At 61.7% G+C, this 17,256-nt stretch carries 14 protein-coding genes; 7 read left to right on the top strand and 7 right to left on the bottom strand.

All coding sequences use genetic code 11. From position 1 onward, the window contains the following. Positions 1-89 precede the first annotated feature (89 nt). The 4 genes from GSQ77_RS01490 to kynB form a co-directional block, all read right to left on the bottom strand. Positions 90-824 carry an ROK family protein gene (locus tag GSQ77_RS01490; protein WP_158898302.1) on the bottom strand — a complete coding sequence of 245 codons (735 nt, stop codon included), beginning with the start codon at positions 822-824 and terminating at the stop codon, positions 90-92. A 136-nt stretch (positions 825-960) separates the two neighbouring features. Beyond that, entirely contained in the window at positions 961-1,995 is a 1,035-nt protein-coding gene (kynA, locus tag GSQ77_RS01485; RefSeq protein ID WP_158898300.1) for a tryptophan 2,3-dioxygenase, read from the bottom strand. 27 nt (positions 1,996-2,022) lie between these two features. Further along, a complete protein-coding gene (gene kynU / locus GSQ77_RS01480) occupies positions 2,023-3,273 on the bottom strand; it encodes a kynureninase (RefSeq protein ID WP_158898406.1) in 1,251 nt (416 codons plus the stop codon). An 89-nt stretch (positions 3,274-3,362) separates the two neighbouring features. Further along, positions 3,363-3,989 (bottom strand): arylformamidase, encoded by a 627-nt coding sequence (kynB, locus tag GSQ77_RS01475; protein WP_158898298.1) that lies wholly within the window; start codon positions 3,987-3,989, stop codon positions 3,363-3,365. Positions 3,990-4,137: 148 nt separating this feature from the next. Between kynB and GSQ77_RS01470 the strand changes: the two genes are divergently transcribed. Further along, positions 4,138-4,614: an Lrp/AsnC family transcriptional regulator gene (locus GSQ77_RS01470; protein WP_158898296.1), complete on the top strand. Its 477-nt coding sequence runs from the start codon at positions 4,138-4,140 to the stop codon at positions 4,612-4,614. Here the strand turns inward: GSQ77_RS01470 and GSQ77_RS01465 are convergent. Continuing rightward, positions 4,603-5,490 carry a LysR family transcriptional regulator gene (locus GSQ77_RS01465; RefSeq protein ID WP_158898294.1) on the bottom strand — a complete coding sequence of 296 codons (888 nt, stop codon included), beginning with the start codon at positions 5,488-5,490 and terminating at the stop codon, positions 4,603-4,605. The two genes, GSQ77_RS01470 and GSQ77_RS01465, sit on opposite strands and share 12 nt — an antisense overlap. Before the next feature lie 166 nt (positions 5,491-5,656). On the opposite strand from GSQ77_RS01465, the gene GSQ77_RS01460 reads away from it, so the two are divergent. Together GSQ77_RS01460 and GSQ77_RS01455 are read left to right on the top strand one after the other, a co-directional pair. Beyond that, positions 5,657-6,646, top strand: coding sequence for a zinc-binding alcohol dehydrogenase family protein (locus GSQ77_RS01460; RefSeq protein ID WP_158898292.1), 990 nt, complete (start codon positions 5,657-5,659; stop codon positions 6,644-6,646). A gap of 11 nt (positions 6,647-6,657) precedes the next feature. Then, a complete protein-coding gene (locus GSQ77_RS01455) occupies positions 6,658-8,016 on the top strand; it encodes an MFS transporter (protein WP_158898290.1) in 1,359 nt (452 codons plus the stop codon). Here the strand turns inward: GSQ77_RS01455 and GSQ77_RS01450 are convergent. Next, on the bottom strand, positions 8,005-9,186 hold the full coding sequence (locus GSQ77_RS01450) for an amidase (RefSeq protein ID WP_158898288.1): 1,182 nt from the start codon (positions 9,184-9,186) through the stop codon (positions 8,005-8,007). The two genes, GSQ77_RS01455 and GSQ77_RS01450, sit on opposite strands and share 12 nt — an antisense overlap. A 166-nt stretch (positions 9,187-9,352) precedes the next feature. After that, the gene (locus GSQ77_RS01445; RefSeq protein WP_158898286.1) at positions 9,353-10,381 is read right to left on the bottom strand and encodes a LysR family transcriptional regulator; all 1,029 of its coding nucleotides are present in this window, start codon (positions 10,379-10,381) and stop codon (positions 9,353-9,355) included. A 138-nt stretch (positions 10,382-10,519) separates the two neighbouring features. Here GSQ77_RS01445 and GSQ77_RS01440 point away from each other — a divergent pair, with 138 nt between their 5' ends. Genes GSQ77_RS01440 through GSQ77_RS01425 form a run of 4 tightly spaced genes read left to right on the top strand, consistent with a single transcriptional unit; the run spans position 10,520 to position 16,942 of the window. Continuing rightward, positions 10,520-13,489, top strand: coding sequence for a molybdopterin oxidoreductase family protein (locus GSQ77_RS01440; protein WP_158898284.1), 2,970 nt, complete (start codon positions 10,520-10,522; stop codon positions 13,487-13,489). Continuing rightward, positions 13,486-14,217, top strand: a complete 732-nt coding sequence (locus GSQ77_RS01435; protein WP_158898282.1) for a 4Fe-4S dicluster domain-containing protein — start codon at positions 13,486-13,488, stop codon at positions 14,215-14,217. The genes GSQ77_RS01440 and GSQ77_RS01435 overlap by 4 nt, the downstream gene beginning before the upstream one ends. A gap of 18 nt (positions 14,218-14,235) precedes the next feature. Further along, on the top strand, positions 14,236-15,180 hold the full coding sequence (locus tag GSQ77_RS01430) for a DmsC/YnfH family molybdoenzyme membrane anchor subunit (protein WP_158898280.1): 945 nt from the start codon (positions 14,236-14,238) through the stop codon (positions 15,178-15,180). 25 nt (positions 15,181-15,205) lie between these two features. Beyond that, on the top strand, positions 15,206-16,942 hold the full coding sequence (locus tag GSQ77_RS01425) for a ClcB-like voltage-gated chloride channel protein (protein WP_158898278.1): 1,737 nt from the start codon (positions 15,206-15,208) through the stop codon (positions 16,940-16,942). Positions 16,943-17,256: the final 314 nt, after the last annotated feature.

Raw genomic sequence — 17,256 nt, 5'->3', positions numbered from 1 at the left:
TTCACCCATAGTTCACGGAGCTAGCCATGGGGTCCCATGGGGGCATTGCGCGGGAGATTCACGACCCGCCCATGACCCGCGCTGACACTTCAAGGCCCGGTGTGGATCGCAGCGATCTTGAGACCCTGCTTGCGCCATACTGCGGCTCCGCCTTCGAGGCCGGCGTCGTTCGAACCTATCGTGACGTTTTCCGGTAGCTCGATCTCAAGGTTACGCGCATTGCCGCCGCCGATAAATAGCCGATCGGGAGAAAACAGCGCTTCGAGCAGCGCCAGCGCGCGGCCGACCCGTTTGTTCCAGCGCTTCTTGCCGATTTTTTTATAGGCCGCATCACCCAAGTATTCGTCATACGTTTTGTTCTTGTGCATCGGGTGATGAGCGAGTTCCATGTGCGGCATCAATTCGCCGTCGCGAAACAATGCCGTGCCCATGCCCGTGCCCAGCGTGATGGCCAGCTCGATCCCCACGCCGGCAACCAGCGAGAAGCCTTGCATGTCCGCATCGTTGATCAGCTTGACAGGTTTGTTGTCGAATTGCCGGGAAATCGCCTCGGCGAGCCTGAACCCGGCCCAGTCCGCGGTGCCCAGATTGGGCGCGGTAGAAATGACGCCGTTACGTACCACACCGGGGAACCCTACCGAGATGCGATCGAAGGGCGGCAGCGACGCGGTCATGCCGACGAGCTTATCGAGCAACACCTCCGGGGGGCACGGATGGGGCGTGGGCACGCGCACCCGAGTCGTCTCCATTTCGCCTCGATGGTCGATCACCACGGTTTTGAGCCCGGTGCCTCCGATATCGATGGCCAAGATGCCTGGTTTCATGTGCTGCTCTCCGATGGGTGGGCTAATTTGACCCAAGGAGTATGCCGCAAGTTCTCTTCCGCCCCTACAAACCTGCATGGATCTTTAGCGTGATCTTTAGTGCCCTGCAATCAATCAGTATAGTCAGTGACGAGCACTATAGCGAAGTGCGCACTTGCCAAAGCTCGGGGAACAGCACCACATCGAGCATCTTGCGCAGGTACGAGGCCCCACTGGTGCCGCCGCTACCGGTCTTGAGGCCGATGATGCGCTCAACGGTCGTGACGTGCCGGAAGCGCCACTGCCGAAATGTATCTTCGAGGTCGACCAGCTCTTCAGCCAGCTCATACAGATCCCAATAACGCGTGGGGTCCTGGTACACCGCTAGCCACGCCGCCTCGACGCTCGCGTTGTGGACGGTCGGCCCGGTCCAGTCGCGATCCAGGCGCGTGGCGTCGATCGCGAAGCCGCGGCGCGCCAGCACTTTCACCGCTTCGTCATAAAACGACGGCGCTTCGAGCGTCGCCTTGAGTTCGGCGTGCACTTGCGGCCGGTGCTCATGCGGCTTGAGCATCTGCGCGTTCTTGTTGCCGAGCAGGAATTCGAGTTGCCGGTATTGATGCGATTGGAATCCGGACGATAGGCCCAGGTATGGTCGGATCGCCGAGTATTCAGATGGCGTCATCGTGGCAAGCACGCTCCATGCCTGCACGAGTTGTTCGAACACACGCGAGACTCGCGCAAGCATTTTGAATGCCGGCGCCATATGGTCATCGTGCACCGCCTGGACCGCGGCGCGCAATTCATAAAGTGCCAGCTTCATCCATAACTCGCTGGTTTGATGCTGGATGATGAACAGCATCTCATTGTGGTCGGGTGACAAGGGATGCTGGGCATCGAGCAGCGTGCCCAGCGATAGATAATCGCCGTAACCCATCGTTTTGGAGAAGTCGAGTTCGGCGTTATGCCAGCCGTCTTGTGCGGGTGGCGCACTCTGCGGATCGCTCGCTGCGGGGGCACCGTAGCCGAATGGGCATCCGCCGCTTGCGCTGGATCCTTCGCTGCCCCCTACGCTGACCCCGTCGCTGTGTCCTTCGGCAAGCACCGGTGACTTGGCGTCTTCGGCGTGTGCTCGCTTCTGCGCCGGTCCATTTGCCGGTTGATTTGTCGGCTGATCCGCTGGCTTATTCATTGCCTGTCTCCCGCTTCGTCGTATCCATCAGGTCACGAGCCCGCGTTTGCTGAACTCGGGTGCGCGCCAAGTCTCGGCGGCGAGAATTTCGTGCAGGATTTCGACTGCATCCCAGACATCGACGAAGCGGGTGTACAGCGGCGTGAACCCGAAGCGCAACACGCGCGGCTCACGGTAATCGCCGATCACGCCGCGCGCAATCAGCGCCTGCATCACCTCATAGCCGTGCGGATGTTCGATGCTCACATGCGAGCCACGGCGGCCGTGCTCACGCGGTGTAACCAGCTCGAGCGGAAAAGCGGCGCAGCGCTGCTCGACCAGTGCAATAAACAGATCGGTCAGCGCCAGCGATTTACGCCGCACCGCAACCATATCGGTCTGTTCGAAAATATTCAGGCCGCACTCGACCAAGGCCATCGAAACAATGCTCTGCGTGCCGCACAGGAAACGCCCGACCCCTTGCTCCGGCTGGTACTCCGGATGCATCGCAAACGGTGCGCTATGGCCCCACCAACCCGACAGCGGTTGGGAAAATTCGTTCTGATGCGCGGGCGCAACCCAGAGAAAAGCCGGTGCGCCCGGGCCGCCGTTCAAGTACTTGTAGGTGCAGCCCACCGCGTAGTCCGCTTGTGCGCCATTCAAATCAACCGGCACCGCGCCGGCGGAATGGGCCAGATCCCATATCGCGAGCGCACCTCGCTCGTGGCTGAGCTGAGTCAGTGCCGCCATATCGTGCATATGGCCGGTACGATAGTTCACATGGGTGATCAGCGTCACGGCCGTACGCTCGTCGATCGCCTCGTGCAATTCGTCGGGGCTATCGACCAGGCGCAAGGAATAGCCGCGATCGAGCTGTTCAATCAAACCCTGTGCGATGTAGAGATCGGTCGGGAAGTTCGAGCGCTCGGAGACGATCACCCGCCGCGACGGATCGCGTGCAGCCTGCAGGCGTAGCGCCGCTGAGAGGATCTTGAACAGGTTGATGGAAATGGTGTCGGTGACGACGACTTCGCCATCGCTTGCGCCGATCAGCGGCGCGAGCTGATTGCCCAGGCGTTTGGGCAACGCAAACCAGCCCGCGCTGTTCCAACTGCCGATCAGGTCACGCGCCCATTCGTCGTTGATCACCGCCTGGGCGCGCGCCGCGCACGCACGGGGCGCTGCGCCCAAGGAATTGCCGTCCAGGTAAATCACGCCCGCGGGCAGCGCGAATTGCGTGCGTAGCGGCGCAAGCGCATCGTCGCGGTCGAGAGCGAGGGCTTGTTCACGGGTTTGGATAGTCATGGTCGGTCGGATCTTTCGAGTGAGGAATGTGCGGGGGGAAATATCAAAGCAAGTAGCAACGCGCGGAGTTCAATGTCCGACGATCAAAGCGAACGCAGTATCGCTCGCACCGGGCTCGCATCCAGTGTCGCGAACTTCAGCGGAAGTGCGATCAATTCGTAGTCGCCCACCGGCACGCCGTCGAGCACCAGGCCTTCGAGTATCGCCATACGATGGCGTTCGACGGCATAGTGCGCGTCCATCGTCTTCGATTCTTGCGGATCGATCGAAGGCGTATCGATGCCGATCAGGCGTACGCCACAGCTCGCCAGCAAATCGATCGTGGCAGCCGATATGGCGGCGAAGTCGGGGTCCCAGCGGTCCAGCGGCGCTTGCGCATAAGTGCGCAGCAAAACGCGCGGCGGCACGTTTTCCAGTGCGGCCCGCACATGCTCGGGCTCAACTACGCCACGCACGCCAACGCAATCGATCACGCGCGCGGGCCCAAGGTAGTAGTCGAGCGGCACGGCGCCTATCGCGACACCGTTCTGTGCGTAATGCAGCGGCGCGTCAGCGTGCGCGCCGGTGTGCGGCGACAGCGTAACGCAGCCCACGTTGACCGGGCAGCCCGGACCTATCGTCCACTTGCTGCCCTGCTGAAATGGGGTATCGCCTGGCCAAGTGGGCGTGGCAGGAGAAAGCGGCGCGCTGATATCGAAAAGCAGCCTCATGGCGGTACCGTAAAGGAGAGGGCAAGGAGATGAACAGAACTCCATGTTATCCATTAATCCGTCGAATTTGCTTGCTTAATCGATGCTGTTTCGGCTATTTATGAAATAAAATTCGAATAATCTCATTAATTCTGACGGATTACGCCACATGCAACTCGACAAGACCGATCTGAAGATACTCGCCGAACTCAGCCGCGACGGCCGGATCTCCAATCAGGATTTGGCCGCGCAGGTCGCGCTTTCGCCATCCTCATGCCTGCGCCGGGTCCGGCTGCTCGAAGAGGACGGCATCGTGTCCGGATACCGTTGCGAGATCGATCCGAAGCGCCTGGGGTTGGAAGTGGAAGCGCTGGTGCAGGTTTCGATGCGGCAGGATGTCGACCAGTGGCACGAGCGATTCGTCGAGTCGGTGTTGAGTTGGCCTGAGGTGATCGCCGCGACTATCGTGACGGGGCAGGCCAATTACATCCTGACCGTGCGAGCGCGCGACCTGACGCACTATTCCGAATTTATCGTCAATCGACTCTATAAAACGCCGGGTGTCATGTCGATCAATTCAAATATGGTGCTGGGCACGGTCAAGAGCGGCGGTTCGCTGCTCGGGCTTCTGGAATCACCGAGATAGCCGCTCCTGCACGAAATCGAGGAACACACGCACGCGCGGCGATAGATGTTTTTTGCTCGCAAATACCGCATAAAGCTCGATAGCGTCACAGTGGAATTGCGATAGACACTCCACCAATGAGCCGTCAGCAAGGTCGGACTCGATATCCCAATGGGCTTTCAGTGCGATACCTCGCCCCTGCAGGACCCAATCGTGCACGACCTCGCCGCTGCCGCTGGACAGCGTGCCGCGCACCTGCACTTCCCGCGGCCGGCCGTCCTCGACAAACATCCAGCGATCGAATGTGCGCTGCCCGCGCACCAAACGTATGCAATCGTGCTGCCCGAGCGACTCGGGCGTGTCGGGCAAGCCGTGCCGCGCCAGATAGGCGGGCGCGGCGCACACCACGCGGCGGCTCGCCAGCAACTTCTTTGCGATCACACCGGTGTCCGGCGGCAATCCGATGCGCAACGCCACATCGAGGTTATCGTCAACCACGTCGAGACCGATATCCGACAGCACCAGCCGCACTTCCACATGGGGATAGCGTTCGCTGAATTCGAGCACCAACGGCGCAATGCGCTTGCGCCCAAGTTCCGAGGGCGCTCCCACGCACAGCAAGCCGCGCGGCACGCGTGCGCTTACGCTCACCTCGCGCTCCGCCTCTTCGATGGCGCTCAGAATAGCCTGTACGCGCTCGTGGAACGCCACGCCTTCGACCGTCAGGTCAAAGCGCCGCGACGTGCGAGTGGCCAAGCGCACACCGAGACGGGTCTCCAACGCGCTTAACCTGCGGCTCATTGCCGCCGGCGACGAATCGAGCAAACGCGCCGCCGCCGACAGGCTGCCGGCTTCGACTATGCGTGCGAACAGGCGCAAATCATTGATATCGTCCATCCCGCAATGGTGCCGCATCTTTGCGACCAGTGCAAAGAAGCCATCCTGACCGGACGCTGTTCGAACCGCCCGCCGAGCGCAATAATGCGACTACGCGATCGAGCTACAGCACCTTATTACAGCCTCTTTATTACCGCACTCTCAGCAACGCTTTAAAGGCCAACCCATGAAAACCATCCGTTTCGAACGTCACGGCAAACCCGACGTGCTGCACGTCCAGGAAGTCGCCGACCCCGTCGCCGGCGTGGACACCGCCGTCGTAACCGTACATGCCGCATCGATCAACCCCAGCGACGTGAAAAACGTTGCAGGGCGCATGTCGCAAACCACGCTGCCGCGCACACCCGGGCGCGATTATTCCGGCGTGGTCACACAAGGCCCGGCGCAGTGGCTGGGCACCGAAGTGTGGGGTTCAGGCGGCGACGTCGGCTTCACACGCGAAGGCACCCATGCCGAGCGCATCGTTGTGCCGGTTGCAAGCTTGCGCCGCAAACCGGCCAACCTGAGCCACATCCAGGCTGCCTCGATTGGCGTCAATTTCATCACCGCCTATTGCGGGCTGATTCAGGCGAGCGGCTTTGCGGCGGGCGAAAGCCTGGCGATCATCGGACTGGGCGGCGTCGGCGGCGCAGCGGCGCAAATCGCGCGGCGCGTCGCAAACCAGGCCGGCACGAGCGCGCCCATCATCGGCGTGGCCCGCAATCAGCCGCCGGCCGATGCGCCGGTGCACGGCGCCGTCGACCATATCGTCACGCCCGAGCTCGGCGACAGCGTAGAACAGGTGCGCGCGCTAACCGGCGGTGCGGGCGTTGCGGTCATCTTCGATACGGTCGGTGGCTCGATGTTCGAGACTGCGCTGCAGATGCTGCGCGTGCGAGGCCGCTTGATCGAAATATCGGCCGGCGATCGTGCACAGGTGTCGTTCAACCTCGCGGATTTCTATCACAACGAGAGTCGTCTGTATGGCGTCGATACGCTCAAGGGCGATCTGATTACCTACGCCGACATACTCGAGCAATTGCGGCCGGGCTTCGAAGACGGCAGCTATTTGCCACCGGTGATCGAGCAAACCTTTACGCTCGACCAAGCCGTAAGCGCGTACCAGTTGGTCGATCAAGGCGCGCCGGGCCGAGTCGTGCTGCTGCCGCAACAATAGCCGATATCGACATGATGAAAATCAAACCCGCATCACTTTGGTTTGCGCTGTTTCTCGGCGCACTGGCCGCGTTGCCGCCGATTTCGATTGACCTTGCCCTGCCCGCGCTCGGTGCAATCGGACGCGGGCTCGATTCGTCCGCGAGCACGGCCGGTTTGACCTTGAGCCTGTTCATGGCGGGCTTTGCAGGCGGCCCGATCGTCTACGGACCATTGGCAGATCGCCATGGGCGCAAGCCGGTGCTGTTAACCGGCCTCGTGCTGTTCGCACTCGGTGGGCTAGCGGCCGCCTGTGCGCCTACCATCGCGGTGCTGCTCGGCGCGCGCCTCGTGCAAGGTGCCGGTGCGGGCGCCGGCATGACGCTTGCGTTCGCGATCGTGCGAGATCTGTTTGAAGGTACCGCCATGCAACGGCGGCTCGCCGCAATTACGGTGGTTGCCAATGTGGCGCCGGTGGTCGCGCCGTCGATCGGGGTTGCGTTGCTCGCCGTGCTAGGTTGGCGTGGGATCTACGGCGTGATGGCGCTGTGCGGTGCAGCGGTAGCGCTGGTCACATCGTGGGGGCTGGCGGAAAGCGCACCGGCGCGCAACGCTGGCGAGCCGCGACGCGCACAAAACGCGACGGCCACGCGAGACGAAGTTGGCGGCAATGGCAATGATGGCGGCAGCGTCAATGTCAATGTCAATGTCAATGTCAACGGCGGCGAAGGCAACAGCAACAGCAGCGTCGTCGCAATGCTCGCGGCTCTCGGCCAGAATTACCGGCGTTTGCTCACACACCGCGGCGTGCTCGCCCATATTCTGATCAATGGCTTCGGCTTCGGTTGGATGTTCGCTTATGTCGCGGCTTCGCCGCTGATCCTGCTAGACGTGCTGCACGTGAGCCCAGTGCTTTACAGCGCAATGTTCGCGCTCACGGGCTCGGCGATCGTGGTCGGCGCCACCCTCAATGAACGCCTGGGCGCCCATGGCGTCGATCCCGAACATGTGCTGGCCGCGGCAATCTGCACGGCAGTGGCGGCCACCGCCATGCTGGTCGCGTTGTGCATGCTGCATACGCTCACGCTCGTGCACGCGATGCCGTGCTTCGCCATGGCCACGTTCTGCTTCGGTCTGGCCGCACCGAGCGCGGCGCGCGGCGCACTCAACCCGCTGCCCCAATTTGCGGGTGCGGCCGGCGGTCTGCTGACGTCGTTGCAAATGCTGTGCGGCGCAGCGTCGAGCTCATTGGTGGCGTTCTTGTTTCCCCGCGAGGGCGCGCTCGCGGCCAGTGGCGTCATGCTGGGGTTCGCACTGGCAGCCGCCGCGACCTGGATATGGCTGCGCGCGTCGCCGCGAGTGCACCCGCGGCTGGTCCGCTCAAGCCAATAAGCGACGCGCCAACTGCAACAGCGCGCGGTCGCTGCCGTGCGGGCCGATCAACGAGAAACCGAACGGCGCGCCATCGATCTGCATGAGCGGCAGCGAAATTTGCGGCAAGCCCGACAGACCGGACAGGCACAACATCCGGATCGCCTTGTCGCGATAGCTTTCCAGCGCGTCTTCGCTATCGCTGAGCAAGGGCGCGACATCCGGCATGGTCGGTAGAACCATGACGGACCCGGTGCCCAGCAACTCGTTGAATTCTGTGCGAAACGCGGCGCGTACCGCTTCATGCTCGGCGACCTGTGCCGCAGTAATGGCGCTCGACCAGGCAAACCGTTCCTTGACGCCCGGTCCGAGCTGCAGGCCATATTGCTCGATGATCTCGCCATGATGCTGCCAGGCCTGATAGCCCTGGATATGACGAAAGGCCCAATACAGGGTGTCGAATGAATGCTGCGCGACCTTGACCGGTTCGGCCTTGCCAAGAATCGGTGTCAGCCGCGCAAGGGCCGCTGCGAACGTTTGCTGCACGGCCGGTGCCAGCATCGTCAAAACGTCTGCTGCCACCAGCACCTTCGGCGCATGCGGCAGGCTCACGCTGTCCACACCCAACAGCACGTCGCCAACCCGGGTAAAGGTGTCGATATCGCGCGCAAACCACCCGCAAGTGTCGAAATCGTGCGCGAGATCCATGGTGCCCTTGAGGCTGACACGTCCATGGCTCGGACGCAGGCCGATCAGCCCGCAATGGCTGGAGGGCGCACGCACCGAACCGCCGGTGTCGGTACCGAGTGCGAAATCGCACAAGCCGTTGGACACCGCCGACGCCGACCCCGAACTGGAACCGCCCGGGATGCGCTGCGGCGCGGCGCCGTTACGCGGCGTGCCGTAGTGCGCGTTCTTGCCGTTCATCGAAAAAGCCAATTCGTCGGTGCACACCTTGCCGATGAATTCGGCGCCGGCCGCCAGCAGTTGCGACACCACCTGCGCCGACTCGGTTTTGATGCCGGACAAGGCGAGCCGATGCGGGTTGCCGCAACCGGTCGGATAGCCCTTCACGTCGAAAATATCCTTGACCGCGAAGGTCAAGCCGCGCAGCGGGCCGGTTGCGGCGCTGTCGACCGGTGCCGGTGGGTACGGCATGAAACAATGAGCTTGGGCAGAATCGGAACGCATGTGTTCTCTCTGAAAAATGATTGGAGTTTCAAATTCGGGGGCTGTGTTGTACTGCATCCGGCGGGGTGTTCAGCGCGGTTTCCATCGCGAGTTCCGGCGCAGTTTCCATCGCGGTTTCCATCGCGGTTTCCATATTAATACGCCACAATTCCTGGGTAACGAGCAACTACGCGTGACCAGGATCAGCGCGACCCAAGCTCCCTTGCTCGTTGGGCTCATCCGATGCGAAACAGATATCGAGGAACGCGCGGGCCACACGCGACAACGCCTCTTGGTGCGGCACCAGTATGGTAATGCTGCGGGTCAAGCCGTTCGAATGGTTCGGGTTTGCGTTCGGGTTTGCGTTCAGGCTCGCGTGCGCATTCGGTTGGTTCCGATTTTCAGCCTTGCTCTCAGCCTCGCCAGGCCCCATGAGTATGTGCACGCTCGCAAGCGCGGAATCCTCGTGTCGCATGGCCAACGCCGAAACGAAACCAATGCCCATTCCGGCGCGCACGGCTTCCTTCACGCCTTCCACACCCGTCAACTCCAGACTAACGCGCACAGCCACGTCGGCGCGGATAAAAGCGCGCTCGACAATTTGCCGCACCCCCGACCCCGGCTCGCGCCAGATCATCGGAAAAGCCGCCAACTCAACCAGGGTCGCGCCTGGGCCACCGCGCTGCGCAAGCGGATGCTGACTCGGGACTACGGCCACCACCTCGTCCTGTAGCCAAGGATAAACCCCTACCCCGGCCGCGAGCCCGTCCGGCACCGCGCCTTCGATAAACGCCACGTCCAGGCGGGTCAGCGCCGACATAATTTCGGCGGTATTGCCATCGATGGTCGAGAGCGAAATCTCCGGATAACGCCGATGAAATTCGGCGATCCGATACGGCAACAAATAACTGGCCGGCGTGGTGCTGGCGCCGATACGCAACGCACCGGCTTTGAGCGAGCGCAGCGCATTTTCGAATGCCAGCGCCTGACGGTAATTGTCACGCAAACCTTGCGCATGCAGCGCCAACTGACGGCCGGCCTCGGTCAGCCTGATGCCCCGGCCTTCGCGCTGATAGAGCAATTCGCCTATGCTTTCCTGCAACAAGCGCAACTGCCCCGAAACGGCCGGCTGTGAGAGGCACAAGGCGTTCGCGGCATGACTGACATTGCCGTACTCCGCTACCGCGGCAAAGGTCAGTAGTTGTTCTGGCGTCATGCAGAGGCCTAAATATAAGAAATTCTGATGGTTGACGGCGAAAATGGCGATTTCTACGATGATGCGCGCTATCTTAATATAAGCTTATTACTAAAGCGCATAGTGTCGATTGTCACCAATCGATCATCGGAGACACAAATGGAACACGGACACCGCACGCGTGACGAGAAGCTGGAAGTCAAAACAACGACCTGCTACATGTGCGCTTGCCGCTGCGGGATCCGCGTCCATCTGCGCGACGGCGAAGTGCGTTACATCGACGGCAACCCGGAACACCCGCTGAATCAAGGCGTGATTTGCGCCAAGGGCGCTTCGGGCATCATGAAGCAGTACTCGCCGGCGCGCTTGACGCTGCCGCTGCGACGCGTGCCTGACGCCGAACGCGGCGAAGCCAAGTTCGAGCCGATTTCCTGGGACGACGCCTTCAAGTTGCTGGAAGACCGCTTGGGCCACCTGCGTGCGACGGACCCCAAGAAGTTCGCGCTCTTTACCGGCCGCGATCAGATGCAGGCGCTGACCGGGCTGTTTGCCAAACAGTTCGGCACGCCCAATTACGCCGCGCACGGCGGCTTTTGCTCGTCCAATATGGCCGCCGGCATGATCTATACGGTAGGCGGCTCGTTCTGGGAGTTCGGCGGCCCCGATCTCGACCAGGCACGTCTGTTCGTGATGATAGGCACCGCCGAAGACCACCATTCGAATCCGCTAAAAATCGCGATATCCAAATTCAAACGCGCCGGTGGCCGATTTATATCGATCAACCCGGTACGCACCGGTTATTCCGCGATTGCCGACGAATGGATACCGATACGCCCCGGCACCGACGGCGCGCTGTTCATGGCGATCATCCATGTGCTGATGGCGCAGGGGCTGTACGATCGCTCGTTCATCGCACGCTATTCGAATGCCGGCGAGCTGGTCAATGTCGACCCCGAGAGCGACCGGTTCGGCCTGTTCGTGCACGACGAAAACAGCCCGGTCGTCAATCCGCTGTATCCGCAAAACAAGATGTGGTGGGACCGCCATAGCAACGGCCCCGTCAAGACGCACACGGCCGGCGCCGACCCTATCCTGCGCGGCAGTTATACCTTGCCCGACGGCACCCCGGTGAAGCCGTCGCTGCAATTGCTCGAAGAACAGGTCGAACATTGCACGCCGGAATGGGCGGCCGAAATCACCGGCATCTCGGCCGACACGATACGTCGGCTCGCGATCGAAATGGGCGTGACCGCACGCGACCACAAAATCGAAATGCCGATCCCGTGGACCGACGCATGGGGTGTCGAGCATCAAACCGTGACCGGCAATCCGGTGGCGTTCCATGCGATGCGCGGGCTCGCTGCGCACTCCAACGGCTTCCAGACGATACGCGCACTGGCCATCATGATGTCGCTGCTGGGCACGATAGACCGGCCGGGCGGCTTCCGGCACAAAGCGCCGTTTCCGCGTGCTGTACCCCCTTCCGCCAAACCGCCGAACGGACCGGAAGCGGTACAGCCCAATACGCCGCTGGCAACCGGCCCGCTGGGTTGGCCGGCTGCCCCCGAAGACTTGTTCGTCGGCCACGACGGCGAGCCGTTGCGCATCGACAAGGCGTTTTCGTGGGAGTACCCGCTGGCCGTGCACGGCCTGATGCATAGCGTCATTACGAATGCCTGGCGAGGGGACCCCTATCCGATCGACACGCTGTTGATTTTCATGGCCAACATGGCATGGAATTCGTCGATGAACACGATGGAAGTCCGCAGGATGCTCAACGACCGTCACCCGACGACCGATGGCTCACGCGGCGAGTACAAGATCCCATTCATCGTGGTGTGCGACGCGTTCCAGTCGGAAATGACCGCCTACGCCGACCTGATCCTGCCGGACACCACCTACCTCGAACGCCACGATGCGATGTCGATGCTTGACCGGCCCATTTCCGAATTCGATGGGCCAGTCGACTCGATGCGCATTCCGGTGCTGCCGCCCACAGGTGAGTGCAAGCCGTTCCAGGAGGTGCTGATCGAACTGGCGAGCCGTTTGAAGTTTCCGGCTTTCACCAACGCCGATGGCTCGCGCAAGTTCAAGGGTTACACCGATTTTCTCGTGAACTTCGAGACCACGCCGAACTCGGGCACCGGCTTTCTGATCGGCTGGCGCGGTGAAAACGGCGACCAAGCCGTGAAGGGCGCGCCCAACCCGAAGCAGATCGAGCAGTACCAGAAGAACAACTGCTTCTACCACCACGTGATGCCCGAGAACATGCAGTTCATGCGCAACTGCAACGGACCGTATCTGGACTGGGCAGTGGAAAATGGCCTGCGCAAATTCAAGGAGCCCATCGTCATTCAGTTGTATTCGGATGTGATGCAAAAATTCCGGCTCGCGGCCCAAGGCAAGACCGCAGGACGCCAACCGCCCGATCATCTGCGCGCGCGCATCGAGCGTTATTTCGACCCGCTGCCAGTATGGTATGCGCCGCTCGAGCAAGCCCACACCGACCGCGAAAAGTTTCCGCTGGCGGCTATCACGCAACGACCGATGGCGATGTATCACTCGTGGGATTCGCAAAACAGCTGGCTGCGGCAGATCCACGGCGAGAACTACCTGTTCGTCAATCCGCTCATGGCGAAAGCGCAGGGCATCGCCGACGGAGGATGGATCTATGTCGAATCGCCATGGGGCAAAGTGCGCTGCATGGCGCGCTATAGCGAAGCCGTGGAACCCGGCACGGTGTGGACATGGAACGCCATCGGCAAGGCATCAGGAGCATGGAACCTGAGCCCCGACGCCAACGAATCGCGGCGTGGCTTCCTGCTCAACCATTTAATTACCGATGAGTTGCCCGGCAAGTTGCCCGGCGACTCGGCCAGCGCGTTGCCAGGCGCGTCGCCCAGTGCAGGCGGTCGCACCTCCAACTCGGACCCGATCACCGGACAGGCCGCTTGGTATGACGTGCGGGTGCGCATCTATCCCGCCGAAGCGGATGCGAACACCAGCCTGCCACAGGTCGCAGCCATGCCGTCGCTGCCGGGTTCCATGAACCGGGTCAAGCGCGCCTGGCTGACCTATTTCGCGGGCAGCAGTACCCCCAAGCCACGTAGCACGGAGGAACAGTCATGACCCAACTGGCGCTCGTTATCGACCTGAACGTCTGCGTGGGCTGTCACGCCTGCGTCACCAGTTGCAAGGAATGGAACACCTCGGGCGAAGCCGGTAGTCTTGCCGACAAGAACCCATGCGGCGCCGAACCGTCGGGCACGTTCTTCAATCGCGTGCTGACCTATGAAGCCGGCACCTTCCCCGATACCGATACGATCCATTTACCGAAGTCGTGCCTGCACTGCGAAGATCCGCCGTGCGTGCCGGTCTGTCCGACCGGTGCGAGCTACAAGCGCAAGTCCGATGGGCTCGTGCTGGTCGACTACGATAAATGCATAGGCTGCAATTACTGTTCGTGGGCTTGCCCCTACGGTGCGCGCGAGATCGACGAAAAGCGCAAGGAGATGACCAAGTGCACGCTATGTTCGGACCGCATCGACAACCCCGATCTACCTGAGCGCGATCGCAAGCCGGCATGTGTGCTGGCCTGCCCCACCTCGGCACGCCTGTTCGGCGACATCCATGATCCGCAGTCGGAAGTGTCGCTCGCCATCGCCGAGCGTGGCGGCTATCAACTGATGCCGGAATGGGGCACCAACCCGTCGAACCACTACCTGCCGCGTCGCAAGACCACCATGCAAGTGAGGGACAACGAAGCGACACGCCAGGACAATGCGCGCGGGCTGGACGCCCAGATGGAGCGCGGCGAACTCAATCTCGCTGCAGCGGCGCAGCGCACTCAAAACTAAACCAAGGTCTCCACCATCATGCGTCCCGCTTTCTCGGTAGTATTTTTGACCACCTTGACCGGTGCGTCCCAGGGGCTGTTCCTCGCGCTGCTGCTGGTGCAGTTGCTGGCCGGCTATGGCACGCTGGCGATGCCGGCACCCGCTTTCTTTGCGATCGGTGCAGCGCTTGGCGTCGTGTTCGCAGTGCTCGGCTTGATCGCTTCGTTCTTTCACCTCGGACATCCTGAACGGGCGTGGCGCGCGGTCGCGATGTGGCGTACCTCGTGGCTCTCGCGCGAATGCATCTGTCTGCCGGCATTTACCGCGGCCGTATTCTTCTACGGCGTGGCGCACTGGTTCGGCGCTGCCTCATCTGTCACGCTGGGTATCGGAGCTGTAGGCGTCGTGCTGTGCTTTGCCCTATTCGTGAGCACCGGCATGATCTATACCTGCCTGAAGTTTCTGCAGGAATGGGCTACGCCTTTGACCACCACCAATTTCATCGTGCTGGGCTGCGCCTCGGGCTTTACGTTGGCAACGGCATGTGCCACGTGGGTCGCCCCGGACCTCGTGCAGTTTTTCGCCGTAGCGGCCATCGTGCTGACGGTGCTTGGTTGCTTCACACGCGGCGCCTCGCTGCTGCGCAACGCACGGCTGCAACCGAAGTCGACCCTGCAAAGCGCGACCGGCATCAAAGCGCGCCCGCTCGTGCAGAAGTCGCGCGGGTTCACCTCGGGCTCATTCAATATGCGCGAGTTCTCGCATGGCCAGACCGAAGCGACCATGCAGTCCATCAAGCTGGCCTTTATCGTGCTGGTCTTTCCGATCCCGTTGGCGCTGTTGATCGGTGGCATCGTGCTCGGCGCGTCGGTGCTGTTCGACCTCGCTTTCGTGGTGCAGTACCTGGGCTTGGTCGCCGAACGCTGGTTCTTCTTTGCCCAGGCTAACCATCCGCAGAAGCTTTACATGGGATCGGCTTCCTGACACCCGAACCACCATCGTCGACATCGTGCTGAGCGCGCTGCTACGGCTGAGGGTTTTTCTGGCACGCCGGTTCCGCCTGGCGGAAACCCATCGCATGTTGCTGTGGGCCGTGGTGGTCGGCTTTCTCGGTGCGCTCACCACGATCTCGTTTCGCGAAAGCATACGGGGCCTGCAGTGGACCTTGGTCGGTCACAGCGGTTCGCTGGTCGAGATGGCGCGCGCCTTGCCGTGGCCGGCTCGGTTGGCGCTGCCGGCGGTGGGCGGAATTGCCGCCGGCTTTGTGTTGATGCTGGCCCGGCGCTTGACGGTGGGCGCCTCCTCCGACTACATGGAAGCGATCGCCATCGGCGATGGGCGTATTCCGGTGCGCTTCAATCTGCTGCGCATTTTCTCGTCGCTGCTGACTATCGTCTCGGGTGGCTCGATCGGGCGCGAAGGCTCGATGGTGCAACTGTCTGCCACCTGCGCGTCGGTCGTCGGGCGCCTCACGCATCTCGACCCCACGCGGCTCAGGTTGCTGGTGGCATGCGGTGCGGCGGCAGGGATTACGTCGGCCTACAACGCGCCGATAGCCGGGGCCTTCTTCGTTACCGAGATTGTGCTCGGTTCGTTTGCGATGGAGAATTTCGGTCCGCTGGTGGTGGCCTCGGTGGTGGCCAATATCACCATGCGCGAATTCCCCGGTTATCGCCCCACCTACGAGATGCCGTCGTTTCCGACCATCTTCGGCCCGGAGGTCGCGCTATTCGTCGGCCTGGGCATACTCGCGGGCCTGTGCGCGCCGTATTACCTGCGTCTGCTCGAACAATCCAAGAAACGCTTCCAGGCAACCGGTTGGCCGCTGCCGATACGTCTGGGCGTGGGGGGCGCGATTGTCGGCGTGTGTTCGATTTGGGTGCCCGAGGTGTGGGGGAACGGTTATAGCGTCGTGAATTCGATGTTGCATAACCCGTGGACTTGGTCTGCCGTGTTGGTGGTGCTATTGCTCAAGATCGTCGCGACCGCGGCGACGACCGGCTCCGGCGCGGTGGGGGGTGTATTCACGCCAACGTTGTTCGTCGGTGCCGCACTTGGGACCTTGTTCGGTCAGGGCATGCACGGGTTGTTTCCCGCGAGCACTTCGGCACCGTTCGCCTACAGCATCGTCGGCATGGGTGCCTTCCTGGCCGCTACCACCAGTGCGCCGTTAATGGCGATCCTGATGATCTTCGAAATGACCCTGAGCTACCAGGTGATGTTGCCGCTGATGTTGTCTTGCGTGGTGGCCTACTTTGTCGCGCGTCTCATCGACGAACGCTCGATGTACGAAATTACGGTCAAGCGGCATCGCGATGCGCGTGAGCGGGTGCTGCTGCGCGGCACGCAGATGCGCGCTTTGATCAAGCCCGCGGAAACCGTGCTGCAACTCGATGCGCCGTTTGAAGAGGTGACGCGCATGTTCGTGCGGCATCCGGTCAAATATGTGTATGTGGTGGATCACACTCAGCGTTTTTGCGGCGTGGTGGCGCTACAGGATGTGACTTCGATATTGGTCGATGAGACAGGGCCCCACACGCACACGATTGCCGGATTGCTGCGTGAACGGTTCGACTTTCTGACGGCCGGGATGTCGATGAGCGAGGCCTTGCAACTGTTTCTCGCTCACCAGGGAGAACGCCTGCCTGTGGTGGAAAGCCGGGAGAATCCGGTGCTGTTGGGCGTGGTGTATAAGTCGTTGCTGCTGGAGGCCTATGTCCGGCTCAGTACGCCCGATCTGGTTTAGGTTTGAGTAGCGAAACCCATCAAGACCCCCTCTTAAGCCGCGCATAGAATGGGCGCACACACATAGTGCACCGCACCATGCATGTGCCGCGATTCATATTCATGGTGCCTGGCGCAGCCTTATCGGGCCGGATGAAACAGTCCTGCGACCCTGCATAAAAGATCCCCTGCGCATTGCCTTCGGTTCAGCTCGCGGTTCGCGTTGAACCTTTACCCACTATGGGCTCTGGGCACCCAACCACCGAAAAAAAAGATCCAACCATCGGTGCCGAGCGACCCCGTTCGGCACCGGATGGCATGGCTATTGCTTAGAGT

The organism is Burkholderia sp. L27(2015), assembly GCF_009765705.1.
Classification (GTDB): domain Bacteria; phylum Pseudomonadota; class Gammaproteobacteria; order Burkholderiales; family Burkholderiaceae; genus LMUX01.
This window is presented reverse-complemented; position numbering and strand designations above follow the sequence as displayed.

What these genes read in the sequence shown, in the direction of transcription:
- GSQ77_RS01490 (WP_158898302.1), bottom strand. Translation starts at nt 824, where the DNA reads ATGAAACCAGGCATCTTGGCCATCGATATCGGAGGCACCGGGCTCAAA.
- kynA (WP_158898300.1), bottom strand. Translation starts at nt 1,995, where the DNA reads ATGAATAAGCCAGCGGATCAGCCGACAAATCAACCGGCAAATGGACCG.
- kynB (WP_158898298.1), bottom strand. Translation starts at nt 3,989, where the DNA reads ATGAGGCTGCTTTTCGATATCAGCGCGCCGCTTTCTCCTGCCACGCCC.
- GSQ77_RS01470 (WP_158898296.1), top strand. Translation starts at nt 4,138, where the DNA reads ATGCAACTCGACAAGACCGATCTGAAGATACTCGCCGAACTCAGCCGC.
- GSQ77_RS01465 (WP_158898294.1), bottom strand. Translation starts at nt 5,490, where the DNA reads ATGGACGATATCAATGATTTGCGCCTGTTCGCACGCATAGTCGAAGCC.
- GSQ77_RS01460 (WP_158898292.1), top strand. Translation starts at nt 5,657, where the DNA reads ATGAAAACCATCCGTTTCGAACGTCACGGCAAACCCGACGTGCTGCAC.
- GSQ77_RS01455 (WP_158898290.1), top strand. Translation starts at nt 6,658, where the DNA reads ATGATGAAAATCAAACCCGCATCACTTTGGTTTGCGCTGTTTCTCGGC.
- GSQ77_RS01450 (WP_158898288.1), bottom strand. Translation starts at nt 9,186, where the DNA reads ATGCGTTCCGATTCTGCCCAAGCTCATTGTTTCATGCCGTACCCACCG.
- GSQ77_RS01445 (WP_158898286.1), bottom strand. Translation starts at nt 10,381, where the DNA reads ATGACGCCAGAACAACTACTGACCTTTGCCGCGGTAGCGGAGTACGGC.
- GSQ77_RS01440 (WP_158898284.1), top strand. Translation starts at nt 10,520, where the DNA reads ATGGAACACGGACACCGCACGCGTGACGAGAAGCTGGAAGTCAAAACA.
- GSQ77_RS01435 (WP_158898282.1), top strand. Translation starts at nt 13,486, where the DNA reads ATGACCCAACTGGCGCTCGTTATCGACCTGAACGTCTGCGTGGGCTGT.
- GSQ77_RS01430 (WP_158898280.1), top strand. Translation starts at nt 14,236, where the DNA reads ATGCGTCCCGCTTTCTCGGTAGTATTTTTGACCACCTTGACCGGTGCG.